The 20,931-nt window shown below is 59.7% G+C and carries 17 protein-coding genes; all 17 read right to left on the bottom strand.

Translation table 11 applies throughout. From position 1 onward, the window contains the following. Nucleotides 1–4 precede the first annotated feature (4 nt). The 17 genes from tpiA to ybaK all read right to left on the bottom strand — a co-directional run bounded on the left by tpiA (nt 5) and on the right by ybaK (nt 20,824). On the bottom strand, nt 5–772 hold the full coding sequence (gene tpiA / locus ACESWY_RS02755; RefSeq protein ID WP_195568290.1) for a triose-phosphate isomerase: 768 nt from the start codon (nt 770–772) through the stop codon (nt 5–7). Beyond that, entirely contained in the window at nt 765–1,955 is a 1,191-nt protein-coding gene (locus ACESWY_RS02750; protein ID WP_022094881.1) for a phosphoglycerate kinase, read from the bottom strand. Before ACESWY_RS02750 ends, tpiA begins: the two co-directional genes overlap by 8 nt. Before the next feature lie 140 nt (nt 1,956–2,095). Beyond that, nucleotides 2,096–3,121, bottom strand: a complete 1,026-nt coding sequence (gene gap, locus ACESWY_RS02745) for a type I glyceraldehyde-3-phosphate dehydrogenase (RefSeq protein ID WP_006236151.1) — start codon at nt 3,119–3,121, stop codon at nt 2,096–2,098. Nucleotides 3,122–3,314: 193 nt separating this feature from the next. After that, a complete protein-coding gene (gene whiA, locus ACESWY_RS02740; protein ID WP_373093947.1) occupies nt 3,315–4,244 on the bottom strand; it encodes a DNA-binding protein WhiA in 930 nt (309 codons plus the stop codon). A 6-nt stretch (nt 4,245–4,250) separates the two neighbouring features. Beyond that, nucleotides 4,251–5,171 carry an RNase adapter RapZ gene (rapZ, locus tag ACESWY_RS02735; protein ID WP_117638000.1) on the bottom strand — a complete coding sequence of 307 codons (921 nt, stop codon included), beginning with the start codon at nt 5,169–5,171 and terminating at the stop codon, nt 4,251–4,253. Nucleotides 5,172–5,272: 101 nt separating this feature from the next. Beyond that, nucleotides 5,273–5,959 (bottom strand): N-acetylmannosamine-6-phosphate 2-epimerase, encoded by a 687-nt coding sequence (locus ACESWY_RS02730; RefSeq protein WP_006236154.1) that lies wholly within the window; start codon nt 5,957–5,959, stop codon nt 5,273–5,275. A gap of 141 nt (nt 5,960–6,100) precedes the next feature. Further along, nucleotides 6,101–7,066 carry an ROK family protein gene (locus ACESWY_RS02725; protein WP_373093950.1) on the bottom strand — a complete coding sequence of 322 codons (966 nt, stop codon included), beginning with the start codon at nt 7,064–7,066 and terminating at the stop codon, nt 6,101–6,103. A gap of 172 nt (nt 7,067–7,238) precedes the next feature. Then, nucleotides 7,239–8,159: a dihydrodipicolinate synthase family protein gene (locus ACESWY_RS02720; RefSeq protein ID WP_195520698.1), complete on the bottom strand. Its 921-nt coding sequence runs from the start codon at nt 8,157–8,159 to the stop codon at nt 7,239–7,241. Nucleotides 8,160–8,227: 68 nt separating this feature from the next. Then, nucleotides 8,228–9,079 carry an acetylxylan esterase gene (locus ACESWY_RS02715; protein ID WP_373093952.1) on the bottom strand — a complete coding sequence of 284 codons (852 nt, stop codon included), beginning with the start codon at nt 9,077–9,079 and terminating at the stop codon, nt 8,228–8,230. After that, the gene (locus ACESWY_RS02710; protein WP_373093954.1) at nt 9,072–10,049 is read right to left on the bottom strand and encodes an acetylxylan esterase; all 978 of its coding nucleotides are present in this window, start codon (nt 10,047–10,049) and stop codon (nt 9,072–9,074) included. The genes ACESWY_RS02715 and ACESWY_RS02710 overlap by 8 nt, the downstream gene beginning before the upstream one ends. Nucleotides 10,050–10,129: 80 nt before the next feature. Continuing rightward, nucleotides 10,130–10,957 (bottom strand): ABC transporter ATP-binding protein, encoded by an 828-nt coding sequence (locus ACESWY_RS02705; protein WP_006236159.1) that lies wholly within the window; start codon nt 10,955–10,957, stop codon nt 10,130–10,132. Next, nucleotides 10,958–12,973, bottom strand: coding sequence for a dipeptide/oligopeptide/nickel ABC transporter permease/ATP-binding protein (locus tag ACESWY_RS02700; protein ID WP_022094872.1), 2,016 nt, complete (start codon nt 12,971–12,973; stop codon nt 10,958–10,960). A 3-nt stretch (nt 12,974–12,976) separates the two neighbouring features. Beyond that, entirely contained in the window at nt 12,977–13,933 is a 957-nt protein-coding gene (locus ACESWY_RS02695) for an ABC transporter permease (protein ID WP_022094871.1), read from the bottom strand. A gap of 157 nt (nt 13,934–14,090) precedes the next feature. Continuing rightward, nucleotides 14,091–15,704: an ABC transporter substrate-binding protein gene (locus tag ACESWY_RS02690; RefSeq protein WP_195645323.1), complete on the bottom strand. Its 1,614-nt coding sequence runs from the start codon at nt 15,702–15,704 to the stop codon at nt 14,091–14,093. Between the two features lie 365 nt (nt 15,705–16,069). After that, nucleotides 16,070–18,010, bottom strand: a complete 1,941-nt coding sequence (gene uvrC, locus ACESWY_RS02685; RefSeq protein ID WP_338400634.1) for an excinuclease ABC subunit UvrC — start codon at nt 18,008–18,010, stop codon at nt 16,070–16,072. 6 nt (nt 18,011–18,016) lie between these two features. Then, entirely contained in the window at nt 18,017–20,320 is a 2,304-nt protein-coding gene (murJ, locus tag ACESWY_RS02680; RefSeq protein WP_373093958.1) for a murein biosynthesis integral membrane protein MurJ, read from the bottom strand. 3 nt (nt 20,321–20,323) lie between these two features. After that, nucleotides 20,324–20,824, bottom strand: a complete 501-nt coding sequence (ybaK, locus tag ACESWY_RS02675; protein WP_373093960.1) for a Cys-tRNA(Pro) deacylase — start codon at nt 20,822–20,824, stop codon at nt 20,324–20,326. Nucleotides 20,825–20,931 lie beyond the last annotated feature (107 nt).

Below are 20,931 nucleotides of genomic sequence, written 5' to 3'. Positions count from 1 at the left end.
TGTCCTACTCGCCTGCCTTGACGACCATAGAGGCGAAGTCGGCAGCCTTGAGCGAAGCGCCGCCCACGAGGGCGCCGTCAACGTCGGGCTTGGCGACGAGCTCGGCGATGTTGCCGGGCTTGGCAGAGCCACCATAGAGAACGCGGATGCCGTTAGCGAGCTCCTCGCCAAACATCTCCTTGAGGGTCTCACGGATAGCGCCGCAGACCTCCTGAGCGTCCTCGGCGGTAGCGGTCTTGCCGGTGCCGATGGCCCAGATGGGCTCGTAGGCGACGACGACCTGCTTGGGGCAGGTGATCTCAAGACCAGCAAGGCCAGCCTTGACCTGGTTCACAACGTGCTCGACATAGGTGCCAGCCTCGCGGACCTCGAGGGACTCGCCGCAGCAGAAGACGGGAACAAGACCGGCGGCAACGAGAGCCTTGGCCTTCTTGTTCTGATCCTCGTCGGACTCGTGGAAGTAGTCGCGACGCTCGGAGTGACCGATGATGCAGTAAGTGCAGCCAGCTGACTTGAGCATGTCGCAAGAGGACTCACCGGTGAAGGCACCCTTGGCCTCCCAGTACACGTTCTGTGCACCGAGGGCGATGGGGGCAGCCTGAATACGGTCATGAACCGTGGTGATGTCGATGGTCGGAGGGCAGACGAGCACCTCGACGCCAGCCGGAACCTCAGGCAGAGCCTGAGCCAGCTCGTCGGCGAGCTTGGCGGCCTCAGCGACGTCGTTGTTCATCTTCCAGTTACCAGCGATGAGAAGGGTGCGATTAGGCATCGAGAAGCGCCTCCACTCCGGGCAGGGCCTTACCCTCGACGAGCTCCATGGAAGCGCCACCACCGGTGGAGATCCAGCTCATCTTATCGGCCAGGTTGAACTTGTTGACAGCTGCGACAGAGTCGCCACCGCCGATGATCGAGGTGCAGTCGGCCTCGGCGACAGCCTCGGCGATAGCCTGGGTACCATGAGCGAAGTTGTCGAACTCGAAAACGCCCATGGGGCCGTTCCAGAACACGGTCTTGGCGCCCTTGACGGCCTCGGCATAAAGCTCCTCGGTCTTGGGGCCGATGTCCATGCCCTCACGATCGTCGGGGATAGCGTCGGAAGCGACAACCTCGGGGACAGCGTCCTCGCCAAAGTGATCGGCAACGCGGTTGTCGATGGGGAGCAGGATCTTGACGCCCTTCTCCTCGGCCTTCTTGAGCATCTCGCCAGCGCGCTCGACCCAGTCCTCTTCCTTGAGGGACTGACCGACGGACAGGCCCTGAGCCAGGAAGAAGGTGTAGGCCATACCGCCACCGATGATCAGGGTGTCAGCGGAGTCGATGAGGTGATCGAGAACGCCGATCTTGGAGGAAACCTTGGAACCGCCGACGATAGCGACGAAGGGGCGCTCGGGCTCGGCGAAGATGCCGGTCAGCGTGTCGACCTCCTTCTCGAGCAGGAAGCCAGCGACGGCGGGCAGGTAAGCGGCGGGGCCCACGACGGAACCCTGGGCGCGGTGGGCGGTGCCGAAGGCATCGAGAACGAAGACGTCACCATAGGAAGCGAGCTTCTTGGCGATCTCGGGATCGTTCTTCTTCTCACGCTTATCGAAGCGGACGTTCTCGAGAACGAGAACCTTGCCCGGCTCGACGGCGGCGACAGCCTCGGCAGCCTTCTCGCCGTAAGTGTCGGCGACAAAGGCAACGTCGAGACCAGAAAGCTCGGCGAGCTTCTTGGCGACGGGCTCGAGGGACAGCTCGGGCTGGAAGCCGGTGCCATCGGGACGGCCGAGGTGGCTCATGAGGATGACGCGAGCGTTGTGCTCAACGAGATAGTTGATGGTGGGCAGGGCAGCCTTGATACGGGTGGTGTCGCCAACGACGCCATCCTTGATAGGCACGTTGAAGTCAACGCGGACGAGAACGCGCTTGCCGTCGACATCGATGTCGCGGACGGTCTTCTTGGTAAAGGCCATGTTTGCTTCTACCTTTCGTACGTGTCTGCCTCCCATTACGGCAGACGATTTCTTATAAAAAGGGCGCGACCCTAGGGTGTAAGCCCTATGAGGCCGCGCCCTTCTTTAGACGCTCAACGAGCTATTCGCTAAAAGCTAAATTAAGCAACGAACTTCTCGAAGTACTTGATGGTGCGGACCATCTGAGAGGTGTAGGAGTTCTCGTTGTCGTACCAAGAGGTAACCTGAACGAGGGTCTGGCCGTTGCCGAGATCAGAGCACATGGTCTGAGTGGCGTCGAAGATGGAGCCGTGGGTCTCGCCGACGATGTCGCGGGAGACGATCTGGTCCTCGTTGTAGGCGAAGGTATCGGGGATGGTCTCGGCGTAGGCCTTCATGGCAGCGTTGACCTCGTCGACGGTGACCTTCTTGTCAACGACGGCGTAGAGGTTGGTCAGCGAGCCGGTCGGCGTCGGGACGCGCTGGGCGGCACCGATGAGCTTGCCGTTGAGCTCGGGGAGAACCAGGCCGATGGCCTTGGCAGCGCCCGTGGTGTTCGGGACGATGTTCTCGGAGCAGGCGCGGGAGCGACGGAAGTTGCCCTTGCGCTGCGGGCCGTCGAGCGGCATCTGGTCGCCGGTGAAGGCGTGGATGGTGGTCATGATGCCGGACACGATGGGAGCGAAGTCGTTCAGACCCTTGGCCATCGGGGCGAGGCAGTTGGTGGTGCAGGAAGCAGCGGAGATGATGTTGTCCTCAGCGGTCAGCGTCTCATGGTTGACGTTGTACACGATGGTGGGCAGATCGCTGCCGGCCGGAGCGGAGATGACGACCTTCTTGGCGCCAGCGTTGATGTGGGCCTGAGCCTTAGCCTTGCTGGTGTAGAAGCCGGTGCACTCGAGAACGACGTCGACGTCGAGGTCGCCCCAAGGCAGGTTGTTGGCGTCGGCCTCCTTGTAGATCTTGATCTCCTTGCCGTCAACGGTGATGGAATCCTCGCCAGCAACGACCTCGTGATCGCGAGCATAGTTGCCCTGCGTGGAGTCGTACTTCAGTAGGTAAGCGAGCATATCGGGAGAGGTGAGGTCGTTGATAGCGACGATCTCGGAGCCCTCATGACCGAACATCTGACGGAAAGCCAGACGACCGATGCGACCGAAGCCGTTAATAGCAACCTTTACTGCCATTGTGTCTCCTTTCGTAAGGCCCCCGCAAGCTACAGCGCCTGCCGTTGAGGCCCACAAACTAACCACTCGCCTAATATACCTTTTTTTTGACTTGAATTTCACGAGAATGCTCGAAATTGAAAATCAAATTTACGTTAAAACGTTTTAAAGAATAAAACAGCAGTTAAATCCGTATATAAGTCGATACTTTAAACTACCTGTTTGCTTCAATGAGCTTTTCAAGCCTCAAAACTCGATGGTAGAGGGCCGACTTCGACAAGGGAGGGTCAGCCATCTCCCCCAAATCACGCAGCGACAGATCGGGATATCGCTCGCGCAGGTCGCAAAAGACCGCCAAGGCATCCGGAAGCGCATCGCGAAGGCCACGCTGCTCAAGCTCATCGATAAGCGCAAGCTGATGTTGGGCGGCACCGGCGCTTCTGGTCTGGTTGGCGAGTTCGGCGTTCACGCGACGGTTCACATCGTTTTTAACCAACTTGACCGCACGCGCCTCCTCAATCTCGGCAACGCTGCGCTTGGCACCAATCAGCTTTAAAAGATGCTCGATTTCCTCGGCGCTCTTAATGTACACGGCATATGACCCCCGCCGTGCATTAACACGCGCATGGACCCCAATCTGCTCCAACAGATCGCAAAGCCCCTTGGCATATTGCTCGCCCTGCACCGCGATTTCCAAATGAAAATCGCCGCGTGGATCGGCCACGAAGCCGCCCGCGATAAACGCGCCGCGGATATAGGCAAGTCTACAGCAAGGACGCGCAACGATATGTCGGGGCACGCCGGCGACAAGTCCTCCCCTACGGTCGAGGATGCCCAGCAGCACCAGAGCCTTATCCAAATCGGGCTGATCAGGTAAGGTGATGAGGTAGTTTCGAACCTTATGCAAGACCGATTTACGAACGGTGAATTCCGTTTTGAGTTTAAGGATGCGATGCGTCAGCGTGATCATCGTGCGCGCGACGGCTCCCGTCTCAGTCGCAACCGTCAAACGATACCGCCCAGAGCCAGTAAGCGAGAGCGTGCCACTCACGCGCGTGAGGGCGGCAAGCGTCGACAAGTCGCAGTATTCACATTCGGGTTCGCAGCGCGCAAGCTCATCGCGCACCTCAGCGGTAAACGACATGCAGGCCTATGCCTTCGTGTTGGCGCGCGAGAGGTCGCGGTGGGAGATACTCACATGGTACTGAGCGCCTTCCAGGTAACGAGCCGTGGCCTCGGCAATGGCAACGCTGCGGTGCTGGCCGCCCGTGCAGCCGATGGCAATAGAAAGCTGCGGCTTGCCCTCCGCGATGTAGCCCGGCATCACCGTATCAAGCAGCTGTGTCCAAGCCTTCCAAAATTCCTGCGTCTTGGGATGGTCCAGAACAAAATCGGAGACCTTTTTATCGAGACCGGTCATGGTGCGCATCTCGGGATCGTAGAACGGATTGGGCAGGAAGCGGACGTCGATCATAATGTCCGCCTCGACGGGCATGCCGTGCTTAAAGCCAAACGAGAACACATGGACGTCCATGAGCTGCTGGTCGGACAGCTCGGAAAATGCCATACGTAGCTTGTTACGCAGCGCAGAGGTGCGCAGACGGCTCGTGTCGATAATCATATCGGCTCGATCGCGCACGCCCCGTAGCTGCAGGCGCTCGCGCTGAATGGCATCGGCCGTAGTCTCTCCCGGCTTGGCAATGGGATGACGGCGGCGATTTTCGCTGTAGCGACGAATCAGCACCTCGTCAGACGCCTCCAGGAACACGATGTCGCAGCTCATCTCGCGCTCTTCGAGCGCGGCGACCGCATCGAGCAGCTCATCGAACAAGCCCTGGCTACGCAAATCGCAGGTGACGGCGAGATGCCTGCCCACGCCCGTATTGATGCCGACGAGCTCGGCAAGCTGGGCGATGAGACGCGGAGGCAGGTTATCGATGCAAAAATAGCCCATGTCCTCGAACACGTGCATGGCCTGTGTGCGGCCCGATCCGGACATTCCGGTGATGATGACGATATCGGGGATACGCTCCGAGCGCTCCGCCGCATCCATGGCATCTCCCTTTTGCATGTGCTGCCTCCCGAAAACAAGCGCGGGACCCAGCAACCCGGATCCCGCGCGGTCAATTGCCTATATTGAGTATACCGCCCCGAGCGGATACGAGGCCTGTCTTACGCCTCAAGCGCAGCCTTGAACCAACTCGTAATACTCGTGGGGTGCGTGATGGCGGTGCCGACGACAACGGCCCAGGCGCCAGCATCGATCGCGGCGCGAGCCTCCTCGGGCGTATGCACGCGACCCTCGCAAATGATGGGAAGGCCGGGGAATTCCTCGGTCGCCTGACGCAGGAGCGGCAGATCGGGGCCATCGGCCATGGTGCAGTCGATGGCAGCGACACCGTGAGAAAGCGTGGTAGATACAAGGTCGAAGCCCATATCAACCGCACGGCGAATGTCCTCGATGGTGGCACAATCCGCCATCAGGAGCACACCCTCCTCGTGCAGCGGGCGGAAGGTATCCTCGACCGACTTGCCGTCGGGACGCGGACGATCGGTGGCGTCGATCGCCACGATATCGGCACCCGCAGCAACGCAGGCGCGAGCGTGACGCAGCGTCGGCGTGATGTAAACGCCCTCGTGCCCATCCTTCCACAGGCCGATAACGGGGACCTCACAGCGACCCTTAATGGCGGCAATGTCGGCAAGGCCCTGGCAGCGAATGGCGGCGGCGCCGCCGAGCTCGCAAGCACGAGACATTTGAGCCATGGTCTCGGGCGTACGAAGCGGCTCGCCCATATACGCCTGAACGCTCACGACGAGCTTGCCCTTCAGGGACTGGATCAAAGGATCAACGGTCATGTTCGACTCAACCTTTCTCAAAAACAGCCTTCTGAGACACCGCACCTTGACGTTCAAACCGTCGCTCGCGTACCGAAGTACGCTTCGCTCCTCTTTCACGTCAATCTGCGGCACCTCAGAAGGCGCACTTGGTAGCTATGTTTATTTCAACGACGCAAGAAGGTGTTCGGCGGCACCGATGAGCGGAGCATCGCCCTCAAGAGAACCGATGAGGATCGGCGTGTCCTGAAGCGGATCGAGCGCCTGGCTGGCATAGCCCTCGTGTACCGAATCCTTCCACGTCTGTGAACGCCAATCGGGACCTTGGTGAATCACGCCACCCGAAAGCACGATGACCTCAGGGTCCAGGATGTTAGCGAGCGAGCCCAAGCTGGCACCCAGCGCAAAGCCGGCGTCATGGATGACCTCAGTCGCCTTTGCGTCGCCCGCGCGGCACAGGTCGTTTACATCGCGACCGACCGAAGGACGGCTGGGGTCGACGCGGCCAAAGCGCTCGTCGTACATGCGACCAATGGAAGTGCCCGAAGCAACAGACTCAAGATGGCCAGAACGCCCGCAGGCGCAGGGAATGCCGGCGGCAGCCGAGCACTCGATGTGGCCCATATGACCGGCAGCACCGTGGAAGCCCTGCATCACGCGGCCGTTCTCGACATATGCGCCGCCGATGCCCGTACCGATGCCCAGACACAAGACGGAGAACTTGCCCTTGCCGACGCCCCAGTGGGCCTCGCCCAGAGCATGAGCCTGCACGTCGCCTACAACGGCAACGGGAAGACCGAGGTCCTCGCGCAGACGCGGCCCCAACTGGACGCCGGACCAACCGGGCATGATCTCGTTGGCATACGCGATGGCGCCCGTCTTGGGATCGACGACGCCGGCGGCACCAATGCCGACGCCGAGGACCTCGACATCGGGATTCGCCTCGAGAGCAGCCTTGATGGACGCTTCGATACGCTGGAAGACGGCCTCGCCGCCCTCTAGAGCCTCGGTGGGAACCTCGGCCTCAAAAACGGGATGGGGCACACTGCCGTCAGCCGGGTACTCCATGATGGCAGTCGCGATCTTAGTTCCGCCGATATCGACAGAGCAGACGTACTTGTTCTCCATGTCGCTCTCCTTAGGAGATAAAAAAACAACTACAGGAAATGAAGGCTGCGTTATCGCCGCAGCTTGGTAAAGGTTTCCCGGGTGCCCGAGGTTGGGGTGAAAGCGGTCGGGCGTTGACCTAATGGGTCACGCTCGACCGCTTGAGCCCCAAGATCGGGTGCCCGGGGAAGCTTTACAGGAGACCGTTGTCCTGGAGGACCTTCTTAATCGCCTCGACGTTCTCACCGGTCATGGCCTTCACCGGGCGCGGCATGGTCGGGCTGTCGAAGATGCCCATGAGGTTCATAGCGGTCTTGAAGGCGCCGACGCCACCGGCATAGCCCTGGACGCCCGAGGTGACATCCCAGATGTGGGAGATCTCATTGAGACGATCCTGCTCGGCCTTGACGGTAGCCCAGTCACCAGCCTGAGCGGCCTTCCACTGACGCACGTAGCCCTCGGGCTCAACGTTGGCGAGACCCGGGACGGAACCGTCAGCGCCGCCGAGATAGGCGCCGTCGACAACAACCTCGTGACCGGTGAGGATGCTCATCGGATGGCCGTTCTTCTCGTTCTCCTGAACGAGGTAGCGGAACGAGATGTCATCACCCGAGGAATCCTTGACGCCAGCAAGGACGCCCTCGGCGCCGAGCTTGGCAAGGAGCTTCCAGGGGAGCTTGGTGTGAACGCAGACGGGAATGTCATAGGCAAAGATGGGCAGGTCGAGCTCCTCGTGCAGGATGCGGAAGTGCTCCTCGACCTCGGTCATACCCTGCAGGGCATAGAACGGGCAGGTGGCGACGAGGGCATCGGCGCCCAGCTCCTGGGCGACCTTGCCGTGCTCAATCATGCGCTCGGTCTCGGTATCGATGATGCCGACCAGAACAGGCACACGGTGGTCGACGATACGGACGGCCTCGGAGATGATCTGACGGCGACGCTCGTCGGTGGAGAAGACGACCTCGCCCGAGGAGCCCAGGAAGAACAAGCCATCGACGCCGGCATCGATCATGCGGTTGATGCTGCGCTCAAAGGAGGCAACATCGAGCTGGTGGTCTTCAGTATCGGGAACAACGACGGGAGGGATAACGCCGGTGAATTTCTGAGTTGCCACAAGAATCTCCTTAGTTGTCTGGTGGGCAGCCCTATGCCGCCCACTCTTGTTGGCAGTGTCCAGGCCGTCTAGGCCAAAGAACACGGGTAGAACGTTTGGTTAAAGAAGTCGACGACTTCGTTTTCGAACGCATTGATGCGCTCGTGAGCGTATTTGGCATAGATGATATGCCTTCGGTCACACTCAAGACCGTTGAATACGGCAAACTGACCCTTGGGATCGCTCACGGTGTCCATAAGCGATGTGCCCATGAGCACCAATCCGCGCACCCGAGACGACAGGGCCTCGAGGCCACCGGGGATTGGATTGGCAACCGCCGTGCAGGCAAGGCCCCGCTCGTCCAGAGCGGAAACCGCCAGCGCAACACCGCCGCCAAGGCCCTCGCCCCACGCAAAAATGCGATCGGAGTCCACGCCATCAAGATTGCGCGCAACCTTCGCCATCGCGCAACCCCAACGGACGCGCTCGACAAAAGCGGGTGAAGCAATCCCCCGCTGCAGGTCGTCCGCACCAGCAACATCGTCATCCAGCGCGAGGACGGCATACCCCATGGCGGCAAATCTCGTCATGTGATGCCAGCCTCGCACAGGCCGATCGATGTCATGGAACATCAGGCACAGCGGCACGCGCTCAGATACTCGGGCACGACCGACAGGCTCAATCAAACGAGCGTGGACCGCATCGTCACCGAGCTTAAAGGAAACCTCCGAGTAACGGGCGCAGGGGTTAACAAAGTCAATTGCCGTAATGGCCAGGCCTTGAATCTCAAGATTCGGAGCGCATGTCTCTAAATCAGAAACATCTGCTTGGACATCACCGTGCCAGTCCCGATATTCTGCGAGCCTTGACGAAACCGTCCCAGCAATTCCCGCAAGCTCGGGGACAATCAGCTCATCGATATTGCTCTCGCACTTAGACATGAGCCTCCCCTCCCTTGCAGAAAAATGGAATGATCAGATCGTCAAAATCCTGAATCTCCTCGTGACCGAAGCCTTCAAAGAACTCATGACGCTTTTCACAGGTCAGGTTGTTGTAGACTGCAAACTGCGTCGCCGGAGGGCAGACGATATCGGCTGTGCCCGTGCCAAACAGCACGGGGCATTTGACCATGGGGGCAAAGTTCTTGGAATCGAAGTACGCCAGCTTGGCATAGGCTTCGTCGATACGAGTCGAGTCCTCGTCAAACCAGCGAGACCAATAGCGCAGGCCCTCGTAGGCGATGTCGTCGGCATCCAAATCCCAGACCAGGCGGAAATCCGACAGGAAGGGATAGAGGATGGCGGCGCGATTGATAAGCTCGCTGTTAAGCGCACAGGTCGCTATACCCAAACCGCCGCCCTGCGACGCGCCGTTCACAAACACACGGGCAAGATCGATGCCCTCGAGCTCGCGAACGATACGGCACAGAATGCGGATATCCTGATGTAGGCGGACATAGTAGAGGTTGGCTGGGTCGCCGTCGATACCGGCGACGATATGGCCCGCGACCGTCGTGCCCTCAAATCCACCAATGTCCTCGGAGGGGCCTCCTTGGCCAGGACAATCGAGAGCAATGAGCGCCATGCCCATGCCCGCAAACGACGCTTGCTCAAACCAGCTGCGGCTCGCACCCGGATATCCATGGAACTGAAGTACCAATGGCACGTGCTCGTCCGAGACAGGTTTAAGGTACTTGGCATGCAGGCGTGCACCACACATGCCGGTATACCAGAGGTCGAAAAACCGACAGGTCGCGGAATCCGCAACCGAAGCCGCCTCAATCGCATAATCGAGCTCGACGGCGTCGGCCTCGGCCATGCGGTCCTTCCAAAAGAAATCGAAATCCGATGGACGGGGCATAGCGCCTCGATATTCACCAAATTGCTGTTGTAGCTCCTGAGCACTTGGCACGGCTCGTGAACCCAACCTTTCGAAATCGCAACGGAGGTGCGCCCGGTAAGGGAACCGGGCGCACGGGAGGGAAAGCGAGGCTACTCGCCGAGCTTGGGATGCAGCAGCGACGGCGCAGCGCCGAGCAGCATCTTGGTGTAGGGGTCCTGAGGGTGCTGGAAAACCTGCTTGGCCTCGCCCTGCTCGACGATCTTGCCGCCATTCATAACGATGATGTCGTCAGAGATATAGCGGACCGTCTGGATGTCATGGCTGATGAACACCATGGCCAGGCCGAGCTCCTTCTTAAGGTCGGTCAGCAGGTTCAGAATCTGCGCGCGGACCGAAACGTCCAGAGCCGAGGTGGGCTCGTCGGCGATGATGGCATCGGGGTTCAGCGACAGGGCACGGGCAATTGCGACGCGCTGGCGCTGGCCGCCCGAAAGCTGGCCGGGAAGAACCTCGGCGGCGGAGCTGGGCAGACCGGTGAGCTCCAAGAGCTCCTTGACGCGCTTCTCCTGCTCGGCCTCGGTACCCAAGTTGTGGACGCGCATGGGGTCGAGCAGTTGCTCGCGAACGACCATGCGGGGGTTGAGCGCCGTGGCCGGGTTCTGGAACACGACCGAGATGACGCGACCCATGTGGCGACGGTCCTCGGCGGTACGCTTGGTAACGTCCTTGCCCTTAAAGTAGACCTTGCCGCTCGTGGGGGCCTGCAGGCCGCACATGACGTTGGCGGTGGTGGACTTTCCGCAACCAGACTCGCCGACGATGCCGATGGTCTGTCCGGGCATGAGCTTAATCGTTACACCCTGGACGGCGTGAACCAGGTTGGGGTGCAGAATCGAGCCGGTACGGGTCCTAAAGGTGACGTGGACGTCATCAAGGAAGATGATCGGCTCGACGCCGTTGACTGCGGTCTCGCTCATCTACATCACCTCCGCGTGAGGGGTCAAACCATTTGCCTTGAGCACCTCATCGGGGAGCTCGGAATAGAAGTGCTCGGTGCCGGGCACGCGCTTGAAGACCGGACGGGTGTCCAGGCCAATGCGCGGATGGCTCGAGCGAGGTGCGAAGCGATCGCCCTTGGGGAAATCGCGCGGGCTCGGAACGGCGCCGGGTACCTGGTGCAGGCGGCCCGAACCGCTCTCGATGGACAGGACGGAACCCAGAAGACCGCGAGTGTACTCGTGGATCGGGTTGGTGAGCAGCTCCTTGGTGGGCGCCTGCTCGATAACCTGGCCAGCGTACATAACCGTGATGTTATGAGCGACCTCTGCGACCAGTGCCAGGTCGTGCGAAACGAAGATCATAGCAAAGCCGAGCTTGGCCTGAAGATCGTTGAGCAGCTTGATGACCTGCTTCTGGACGGTAACGTCCAGAGCGGTCGTGGGCTCGTCGCAGATGACCAGCTTGGGGTCGCGGGTAAGGGCCATAGCGATCAGAACGCGCTGACGCTGACCACCGGAAAGCTCATGCGGATAGCTCTCGAGCGTACGCTTGGGGTCGAGGCCCACGAGCTCCAGGAGCTCCTCGGCGCTACGGGTGCCGCCGCGCTTGGTGAGCTGCTTCATCTGAGCGGAAATGAGCATGGAGGGGTTGAGCGAGGACAGGGCGTCCTGATAGACCATGGCGATATCGGTACCGCGAAGGCCGAACCACTCCTTCTTGCTCATCTTGAGCAGGTCGCGGCCCTCCCAGAGAACCTCGCCGGAAAGATGCTCGTCATCGTCGGTCAGGCCCATGATGGCCAGCGTGGTGATGGACTTACCGCAACCGGACTCGCCTACCAGGCCCATGGTCTGGCCGGGACGGACGTCAAAGTTGACGTGGTCGACGACGTTGATGTCACCGTGGTGCTCAAACTGGATGCAGAAATCGCGGACCGAAAGGATCGGTTCAACGGACTCATCGGGCACATGGCGGTCGTTACGCTTGAGTTCGACATCGCGCAGAGCGCCAAGACGGGCGGACAGGGACTGAGCCTGCTCCTTGTAGGCGCGAACGGGGTCGGAGACCAGCAGGTCGGCCTCGCGGCGCTTGGAGGAGTCGGTCGGATCCAGGGCGGCGGAGGGAGCAGCGGCCATGGCGTCGGTAATGCCCTCGGAGAGGATGTTGAGCGCCAGGCAGGTGATCATGATGGCCAGGCCCGGGAACAGCGCCTGCCACCAACGGCCAGCGAGCACGCCACCGCGAGCGTCAGCGAGAATGTTGCCCCAGGTAGCGGTGGGCTCCTGGATACCAGCGCCGATGAAGGTCAGCGAGGCCTCGAAGATGATGGCGTCGGCGACCAGGGTAACGGTGAAGACCATGATCGGGGCGATGCAGTTACGCAGAACATGCTTGATCAAAATCCACGGAGCCTTGGCGCCGGAAACGATGACCGCGCGGACATAGTCCTCGCCGTACTCGGACACGATGTTGGCGCGCACGATACGGGCAATCTGCGGAGTGTACATAAAGCCGATGGCGAAGATAATCGACGGCACGGAGTTGCCCAGGATGGAGACGAAGACGGCAGCGAGGGCGATGCCCGGGATGGACATGATGATGTCCAGGATGCGCATGATCGCCTCGGAAACGGACTTGCGCGAAACCGCCGCGAGGGCGCCCACGACCGAGCCGCAGACCAGAGCCATGGCGGTAGCACCGAAGCCGATGATCAGCGAGTAACGGCCACCGTAGAGCATACGCGACAGGATGTCGCGGCCCTTATCGTCGGTACCGAAGATAAATCCATTGCCGGGAGCCTGGCGAGCCGTAAAGATCTCGACCGGGCTATAGGGGGCAAGAAGGGGCGCCAGAATCGCGGTCAAGGCGACCAGCACCAACACGACGGCGGCAATCTTAGAAGACAGCGTCATCTTCTTCCAGCCACCGAGCTTGAGCCCCTTGGAGGCAGCCTTCTCGAGCTGCTCGGTTTGCTTCTCTCGAATCTTTACCATAATCTACACCGTCCTGATGCGCGGGTTGATGAGCAGGTAGAGCATGTCAACCACGATGTTGATGATGATGAAGGCAAGAGCAACGACGATGACGACGCCCTGAACCAGGTTCGCCTCGTTGCCCTGAACGCCCTGCAGAATCGCGGTGCCCATGCCGGGGAGGTTGAAGATGACCTCGATGACGACGGCACCGCCCATAAGGTAACCGATCTTAAGACCGAGGGTGGTGACCGGGGTGATCAGCGCGTTGCGCAAGACGTTGATGCCGACGACGACCTTCTCGGGAACGCCGGCGCCGCGAGCCATACGGACATAGTCCTTATCGAGCTCCTCGACCATGGCCGTACGCACGATACGAGTCATCTGGCCCGTCAGCGGGAATGCCAGAGCGATAGCGGGCATGATCATACGTCCCAGATAGCCAGCCGGGTTGGTGGTGAAGTGAGGCAGAGCACCCGATGCCGGGAGCACCTTAAGGTAGGAAGAGAACAGCAGGATCAACAGAACGGCAAGCCAGAACGACGGGGTTGCCAAGCCGGCGATGGAGAAGACGCGGATCACTTGGTCCGGCCATTTATCGCGATACAGTGCCGCGATGACGCCGAGCAAAAACGAGACGACCGCGCCGATGGCTAGACCGATGAAGGTCAGCTGCATCGTGACGGGCAGGGCCGTGGAGATGCGCTTGGCAACGGAGTTGCGAGCAGCACCATAGGTGCCCATGTCACCATGGATCAGATCGCCCATGTAGCGCACGTAGCGCACGGGCCAGGGGTCGTCCAGACCATACTTCTCATGGTACTCGGCAACCGCCTCGGGCGAGGCACCGTCACCCAACGCCGTATAGGCGGGGTCGGTCTTGGAGAACGACATAAGGAAGAACACCAGGACGGTGACGCCCAATGCCATGATCGGCAGCGCCACGAGACGCCTTCCAATCAAACGTAGAAAGTTGTTCACGTTCTCTCCCCTTTCTTTTGTCGGTAGGACCAACTGGTATATGAGTACGGATACTCATTACAAGACCCGAGCGACATCGTTGCCGCCCGGGTCTTTGTTTCAACTATGAGGATACGGTCCCAACGGCCGACATCCTGCATACAGACTCAAGCGAGTCTTACGCCTTGACGGTCGCAACGCCTCTGAAGGACATGCTCGTCGTGCCAATGCCCTTGAAGCCATCGAGGGCCTCGCCGTTGGGCGCAGTGGACGGATCGTCCCAGGAAGCGGAGACGGTCTTGACGTGGACAACGGGGTACAGAACGGCGTTGTCAGCAATGATGTCGAAGCACTCGTTCCACTTCTTCTGCTGCTCGTCGCCCTCGGCGGCAAGAGCCTCGTCCATGAGACCGTGGAGCTTCTGCCACTCAGCGGACTCCTTCCACGGGCAACGGGTCTGCATCCAGACGTTGTCGCCGTACCACCAGTTGAGCAGCAGATCGGGGTCGGCGCCGAAGCAGGAAGGATCGCCAGGGGCAAGGAGGATATCGTAGGCCTCGCCGCCGTCGATGGCAGCGTAGGTGGCCGGCGAGGTATCGGTCTGGATAGTCACATCGAAGCCGAGAGCGTCGAGGTCGTTCTTGACCTGGGCGGCCATGCCCTTAATCTGCTCGTTGTCGGTGGTGCGCAGGGTGATGGCACCCGGGGTGATGCCGGACTCCTCGATGAGCTTCTTAGCCTTTTTGGCGTCGGTCTTGTACACCGTGGAAGCCTCATGATAGTTGGTGAAGCTCTTAGGCAGGTAGCAGCTGGCAGCGGTGGCAAGGCCGGCGAAGGTGTTGCTGACCATCTTCTCGGTGTCGAGCGCATACATGACAGCCTGACGGACCTTGACGTTGTTCCAAGGCTCCTTGGCGACGTTGAACATGATGAAGCGGGTGCCGAAACCCTGAACGTTATCGATCTTGCAGCCGGCGCTCTCGAGCTGGTCGACGGCGTCAGCGGTAACGAGCTCCATAACGAGCGTGGAGCCCTCCTGCTGAGCGGTAACGCGAGCGGTGGGGTCGGTCAGGATGCTGTACTGGATCTTCTTATCCTCGGCAGCATACTCCCCGTTGTACTCGGGGTTGGGAACCAGGGTGATCTCGGTATCGGAGATAGAGTCGTACATCCAGGGGCCGGAGCCGATCGGCTGCTTGGCGCGATCCTCCTCGGTCTGGGTGGCCGGGGTAACGCGGATGATGGCAAGACGATCCTTGAGCAGAGAGAAGTTGGGGACCTTGGTCTTGACCGTCACGGTGCTGGCGTCCTTAGCCTCGATGGACTCGAAGGGCTGGAAGAACGGAGCATAGGTAGCGGAAGCGGCGCAAGCGGTGTAGGAGGCAACGACATCGTCAGCGGTGACCTCGGTGCCATCGGAGAACTTGGCGCCCTTGCGGATGGTAACCTCGAAAGTGGTGTCGTCCACAGACTTGGGGTCGTCGGTGGCGAGCTCGTTGAAGGTGCTGTAGTCGTGGTAATCGATGCCGTAAAGGCCCTCGACGACATGCCAGTTAGCACCCAGGCCCACAGCGGAGCCGGTGCTGGCGGGGTCGAAGCTGGACGGAGCGTAAGCGGAACCAGCGGTGATCACGCCGCCGCCACGGTTGGCGGAATCGGTGGAACCGGAAGCGGAACCCTCGTCGCTAGAGCTGCCACCGCAGCCGGTGAGACCAAGCCCTGCGACAGCAGCGACGCTGCCGGTGAGGCCGAGGAACGAACGCCTGGACATACCCTTGTTGATGATGGCCATGTCTTCTCCTATCAATAGAGAATCTTACCCGGGAGCACCTAGACTTGCCCCCGCGCAACTTGCGGACGATATATACCTTACCTACCGACGAACCCAACTGAGGTGCCGCGCTCGGCGACCGATACATACATACGCTTGAACGGTATTTACTACCGTTCACCGAATTCATTGACAAATGATTCGACAGACAGTATGTATCGACGAGGTGAGATATCAGTCTTCGTCAACCCGCAGGATAGCAGTGTTGTTCACCATGGCTAGTCAAACGTTTTAGCGTTAATAAAACCCGAAATCGGCAGGTAATCACCGCGAAACAAATGATTGAAAATTGACCAATCATGTATATCAGTTGTTTAGAAGCGCGTTTAGTTTTCGGATCGGTTGGCCGATGCCTGGGCGCGTTCGGCATTCCATGCAACAAGTGCCTCGTGGACCGCTTTGGCGACATCGGCCGGAACGCCTCGAACTTCTGCAATCTCCTGCTCGCTTGCTGCGCGTAAACGCTTCATCGAGCCAAAATGGCGCATAATGGCACGTTTTCTGGTGGGTCCCACGCCCGGAACGTCGTCAAGCACCGAAACCGTCATAGCCTTATCGCGCAACTCGCGGTGGAAGGTAATCGCAAATCGGTGGGATTCATCGCGAACCTGCTTGATCAGATAAAGCGAAGCGGAGCCGGTCGGCAGCACGACGGGAGTCTCGTCCCACGGCACGAAAACTTCCTCATCGGCCTTTGCCAAGCCACAAACTGGTATATCGAGGCCAAGCGCCTCAAGTTGCTTAATTGCAGCGGTCAATTGCGGCTTGCCGCCATCGACAACGAGCAAATCGGGGCGTGAGCCAAAGCGCTCGTCCGCCATGCGCTCGGGAGCATAGCGGCGCCCCAGAACCTCGGACATCGATACGAAGTCGTTCGCCTCGTCCAATTCGGCCTGAATTTTAAAGCGACGATACTGGCCCTTGTCGGCACGGCCGTTGGTAAATACCACCATCGAAGCGACGGTAAAGGTGCCGTGCAACGTCGAGATATCGAAGCACTCGATGCGCAACGGCGGCGCAGGCAGCGCCAGCGCGCTTTCGAGCTCCAGGAGCGCCTGATTAGTGCGATCGTCAGCATACCCCGTGCGCATCATGTAGCGCATGAGGGCATGGCGCGCATTTTTGGAAGCCATATCGAGCAGGCGGTGCTTTTCGCCGCGCTGCGGCCTATGGAGATGGCAAGAGCGTTCGCGCTTGCCCGCAAGCCACTCCCCCAACGCTTCGGCGTCCTCAAGCTCGACAGAGAGATTGATCTCGGCTGGAATATCAGCCGTCTCGTCGTAATAGCGCTTAAGAAAGCCCGATTGAAGCTCTTCCTCGTCGACATCCAGGCCTTTATCGAGGATGAACTCACAAGTTCGAACCGTTCGGCCCTCGCGAACGACAAAGACACAGGCGGCAGAGATAGTCTCTTCGCGATAGAAGCCGATGACGTCGATATCGACGCTCGATGGAAAAACGACCTGTTGGCGATCGTCCAGGCCCCTAATGACTTCCAGGCGACGCTTGACGCGCGCCGCACGCTCAAAATCGAGCGTCTCGGCTGCCTCCGTCATCTCGGACGTAAGCTCGTCAACGACATCCTTGCGATGGCCCGACAAGAAACGTTCGACACGTTTGACGTTCTTGGCATAGTCGGCAGGGGAAATCGCGCCGACGCATGCGCCCGGCCCGCGCCCGACATGGTAGTCAAAGCAGGGACGCCCGTTTTGCGCGCAAATCATATTGACGATGTCTTCTTCGCCCTTATGAGATTCGACAATGCGGCGGCAGCGGCGCCATTCCGCACAGGATGCCGAGCAAATAGGAATAACCTTGCGTAGCGTATCGATGGTCTCACGCGCCGCACGGCTATCGGTATAGGGGCCAAAATAGCGCGTTCCCGGTTTATGACGCTCTCGCGTGTATTTAATAGCCGGAAACAAGTCGCTCTTGGTAATGGCGATAAAGGGATAGCTTTTATCGTCTTTGAGATCGACGTTAAAGTACGGATGGTACTGGCCAATCAGATTGCGCTCGAGCACCAATGCCTCGTGCTCGGTCTCCACCACGATATAGTCGAAACTCGCCACCAGCTGCATCATGAGCGGGATCTTTTGACGCTCGTCCTGCAGTGTCACGTATTGACGCATACGGGCACGCAGGTTTTTTGCCTTGCCCACATAGATGACATCACCCTTGGCATCTTTCCAAAGGTAGCAGCCGGGTTGCGTGGGAACGCGCGAAACCTGCTCGGCAAGTGTTGGAATGTTGTCGTGACCTGCCACGCGCACCTACTTGCGACGAAGCAGCGCCGAGACCTCGGGCATCTTAAAGACGAAGGCAAGACCAAAAGTTACAGCGAGCGAGACGACGCCTGCAACACAAACGTAGCCCAGGGTAATTAGGATCGAACTGCCAAGCGCTCCGACAAAGTGCTCAAGTGCCCACATGACGCCGGCACCCGCGGCAGCGCCCAAGCCACCGAACAGTAGGCCGAAGAAACCGCCATGCAGGATAGACTTGACCTGAAGGCCATGCAGACGACGGCGCAGCCACCACAGTGAGCATCCGACCAAGACTACGTAGTCAACGACGTACGAAAGCGCAATTGCCGGCATACCGTAGCCCAGCACCACGCCAAACAGCAGCACCGAACCGGCCTGACCGATAGCGGAGTACAGGCAATAGCGGCTATAAGGTTTCATATCGAGCAGGGCCGAGAAGCTCTTCTGCATCAGCACGACCACGCCGTAGAGCGGCAGGGAAAGTGCCAGATAGATAAGGAACTCCGACACCAGCGCCACACCGGATTCATCGAACTTGCCGGCGCAGTAGATCATGTTGAGCGGACGGGCGAAGACGATCAGATACATCGCAAACGGAATCAGGAAGAAGAGCATCTGGGCGACACCGCGCGAAATGCCCGTGCGGACGCTGTCGTAATCCTTCTCCTGCGCATCGTGGGAGAGTTCGGTATAAAGTGCCGTCGAAAGCGAGGCGGCGATCAGCGCATAGGGCAATGTGTACCACAAGCGCGCATATGCGATGACGGAAGGGCCGGTCTCGGGCTGCACCACCAGCGCGGCGGCATTGGTAATGGAGGTCGAGACAAACATGCACACCGTGGCGAGCAGCGTCGGGATACCAAGCGCGATCGTCTGTCGCAGCGCGGGATCCTTAAAGTCGATATGGATATGAGGATGCACGCCATGCTTGCCAAGCGCGGGAATCTGGCAGGCCATCTGGACAAAGACGCCGAGGGTCGTACCAACTGCGATCAAGATAATACCGGCCTGCTCGCCAAATTGTGCAGACACGGAAGCAAAGCCCATAAAGCTGGCGATGACGATGACATTGTTGAGAACCGGGGCAAACGTCGACCAGAAGTAGTCGCGGTGTGCGTTGAGAACGCCCGAGAACACCGAGCCCAAGCCATAAAACAGAATTTGAATAGCAAAGAAGCGGAACATGAACGCAGCGGTATCCATGCTGCCGCCATCGCCCGAAAGGAACGACTGCGTCCAAATAAAGCCGGGAGCAAACACGGTGCCCAGCAGCGAGATACCGCCCAGCAGCAGAAGCAGAATACCGAGCAGGTTGCCGACATACTCGTTCGATGCCTCGCGACCCTGCTCGCGCCTCACACCCATATACACTGGCAAAAACGCCGTAACGAGCATGCCGCCCATCACGAGCTCGTAGAGCATGTTGGGCAGGTTGTTGGCAACCTGATAGGAGGACGAGAGCAGCGACATACCGATGGCGGCCGCCATGGCCCACGTGCGGATAAACCCGGTGACACGCGACACGATGGTCAGCACGGTCATAAGGCCAGCAGAACGACCAACCGTGGAGTAGTCCGACGAACCCATATCGTCTACGTCGTCCTGAGAGTCCTCATAAACCTCATCTTGTGGCGGCAAATCGTCCACGACGGCAAAGGAGCCGGTCATCGCAAAGGGATCGTCAACCAAAACGGCGTCATCAGCAGGTGCGGCGTCATCGCTGTTCGGCATGTTGCTACCGGATACGGCATCATCATCGAATATGGCATGGTCGCCAAACACCGTGTCAACTTCATTGGCGGCGACGGTTCGGGCAGAAAACGACAGAGGGTCCCAGTCGTCATCACCGTCGATGGCCACGCCCTCGACGGGATCGGTCGAACCAAGCGGCGACCATTCGTCATCCGAAAGAAGCGGTTCGCCATCATCATGAGCCGTGGGCTTGGCGGAACGAGCGGCAGGAGCGCTCTGCGGTGTGCTCTTTCCCTGGGCTGCCATCAAAAACACCGCCGTCTCATCGGGACGCGGCGCACGAGGAGCCTCGGAGGCGATCGGCATCACGCTGGCGCTCGATTGAGCGGCGGCCAAAAAGACAGCCGTCTCATCGGGACGAGCCGAAGAAAGAACCGTACGGGGAAGTGCCGTGCCGGCACCGGCGGCACGCAAGTACACGGCCGTCTCGCCCGGGTCAGCGGCAGCGGACCAGGCGCTTCGAATCTCGTTATCGAACGAAGCGGCCTCGGGCGCGGGCGTCTGAGGAGCCGACCCTTTTGCAAAGTGAGCTCCGCGCTTTGATTCTTCCTGCGGCATCGCTCAGTCCTCTCTCGTGATCGGGGCAACCGTCGCCCCGCAAAATGCAACTAAGTCATCGGGAGCAAGCTCAAGCTGATAGCCGCGCTTGCCACCCGAGATAAAAATGGTATCCCAAAGGATACATGTCTCATCAATCAGCGTCCGGAATCGTTTTTTCATACCGACCGGACTGCAACCGCCGCGGACATACCCCGTCGCGGCAAGCAAATCTTTGACATGCATCATGGTCAGCGACTTTTCGCCTGCGGCGCGCGCGGCGGCCTTGAGGTCGAGCTCGTCGGCAACGGGAATGCAGCACACGACATGGTCGTTGGACGGCGTCGTGCAGACCAGGGTCTTAAATCCTTGACCGGGCTCCTCGCCAAGCTGCTCGGAAATCGCGACGCCCAGCCCCGACGATTCGTCGCCATCGTCTTCGTACGTATGGAGAACATAGGGGATGCCGGCGCTTTCCAGCTCACGCATGGCGTTGGTCTTTGGCGTCTTCACGGCCTTCGGCATGGCATATCCTTTCCCTCATATAAGAACGCAATTTTTAAGTATATGTCCATTTGCGCGGCATACGCTATCTCGACAAAGAGAGCGCCACCGAATCGCAAGGAATCGGC

The sequence above is a fragment of the Collinsella aerofaciens ATCC 25986 genome, from assembly GCF_964237925.1.
Lineage (GTDB): Bacteria > Actinomycetota > Coriobacteriia > Coriobacteriales > Coriobacteriaceae > Collinsella > Collinsella aerofaciens_BJ.
This window is presented reverse-complemented; position numbering and strand designations above follow the sequence as displayed.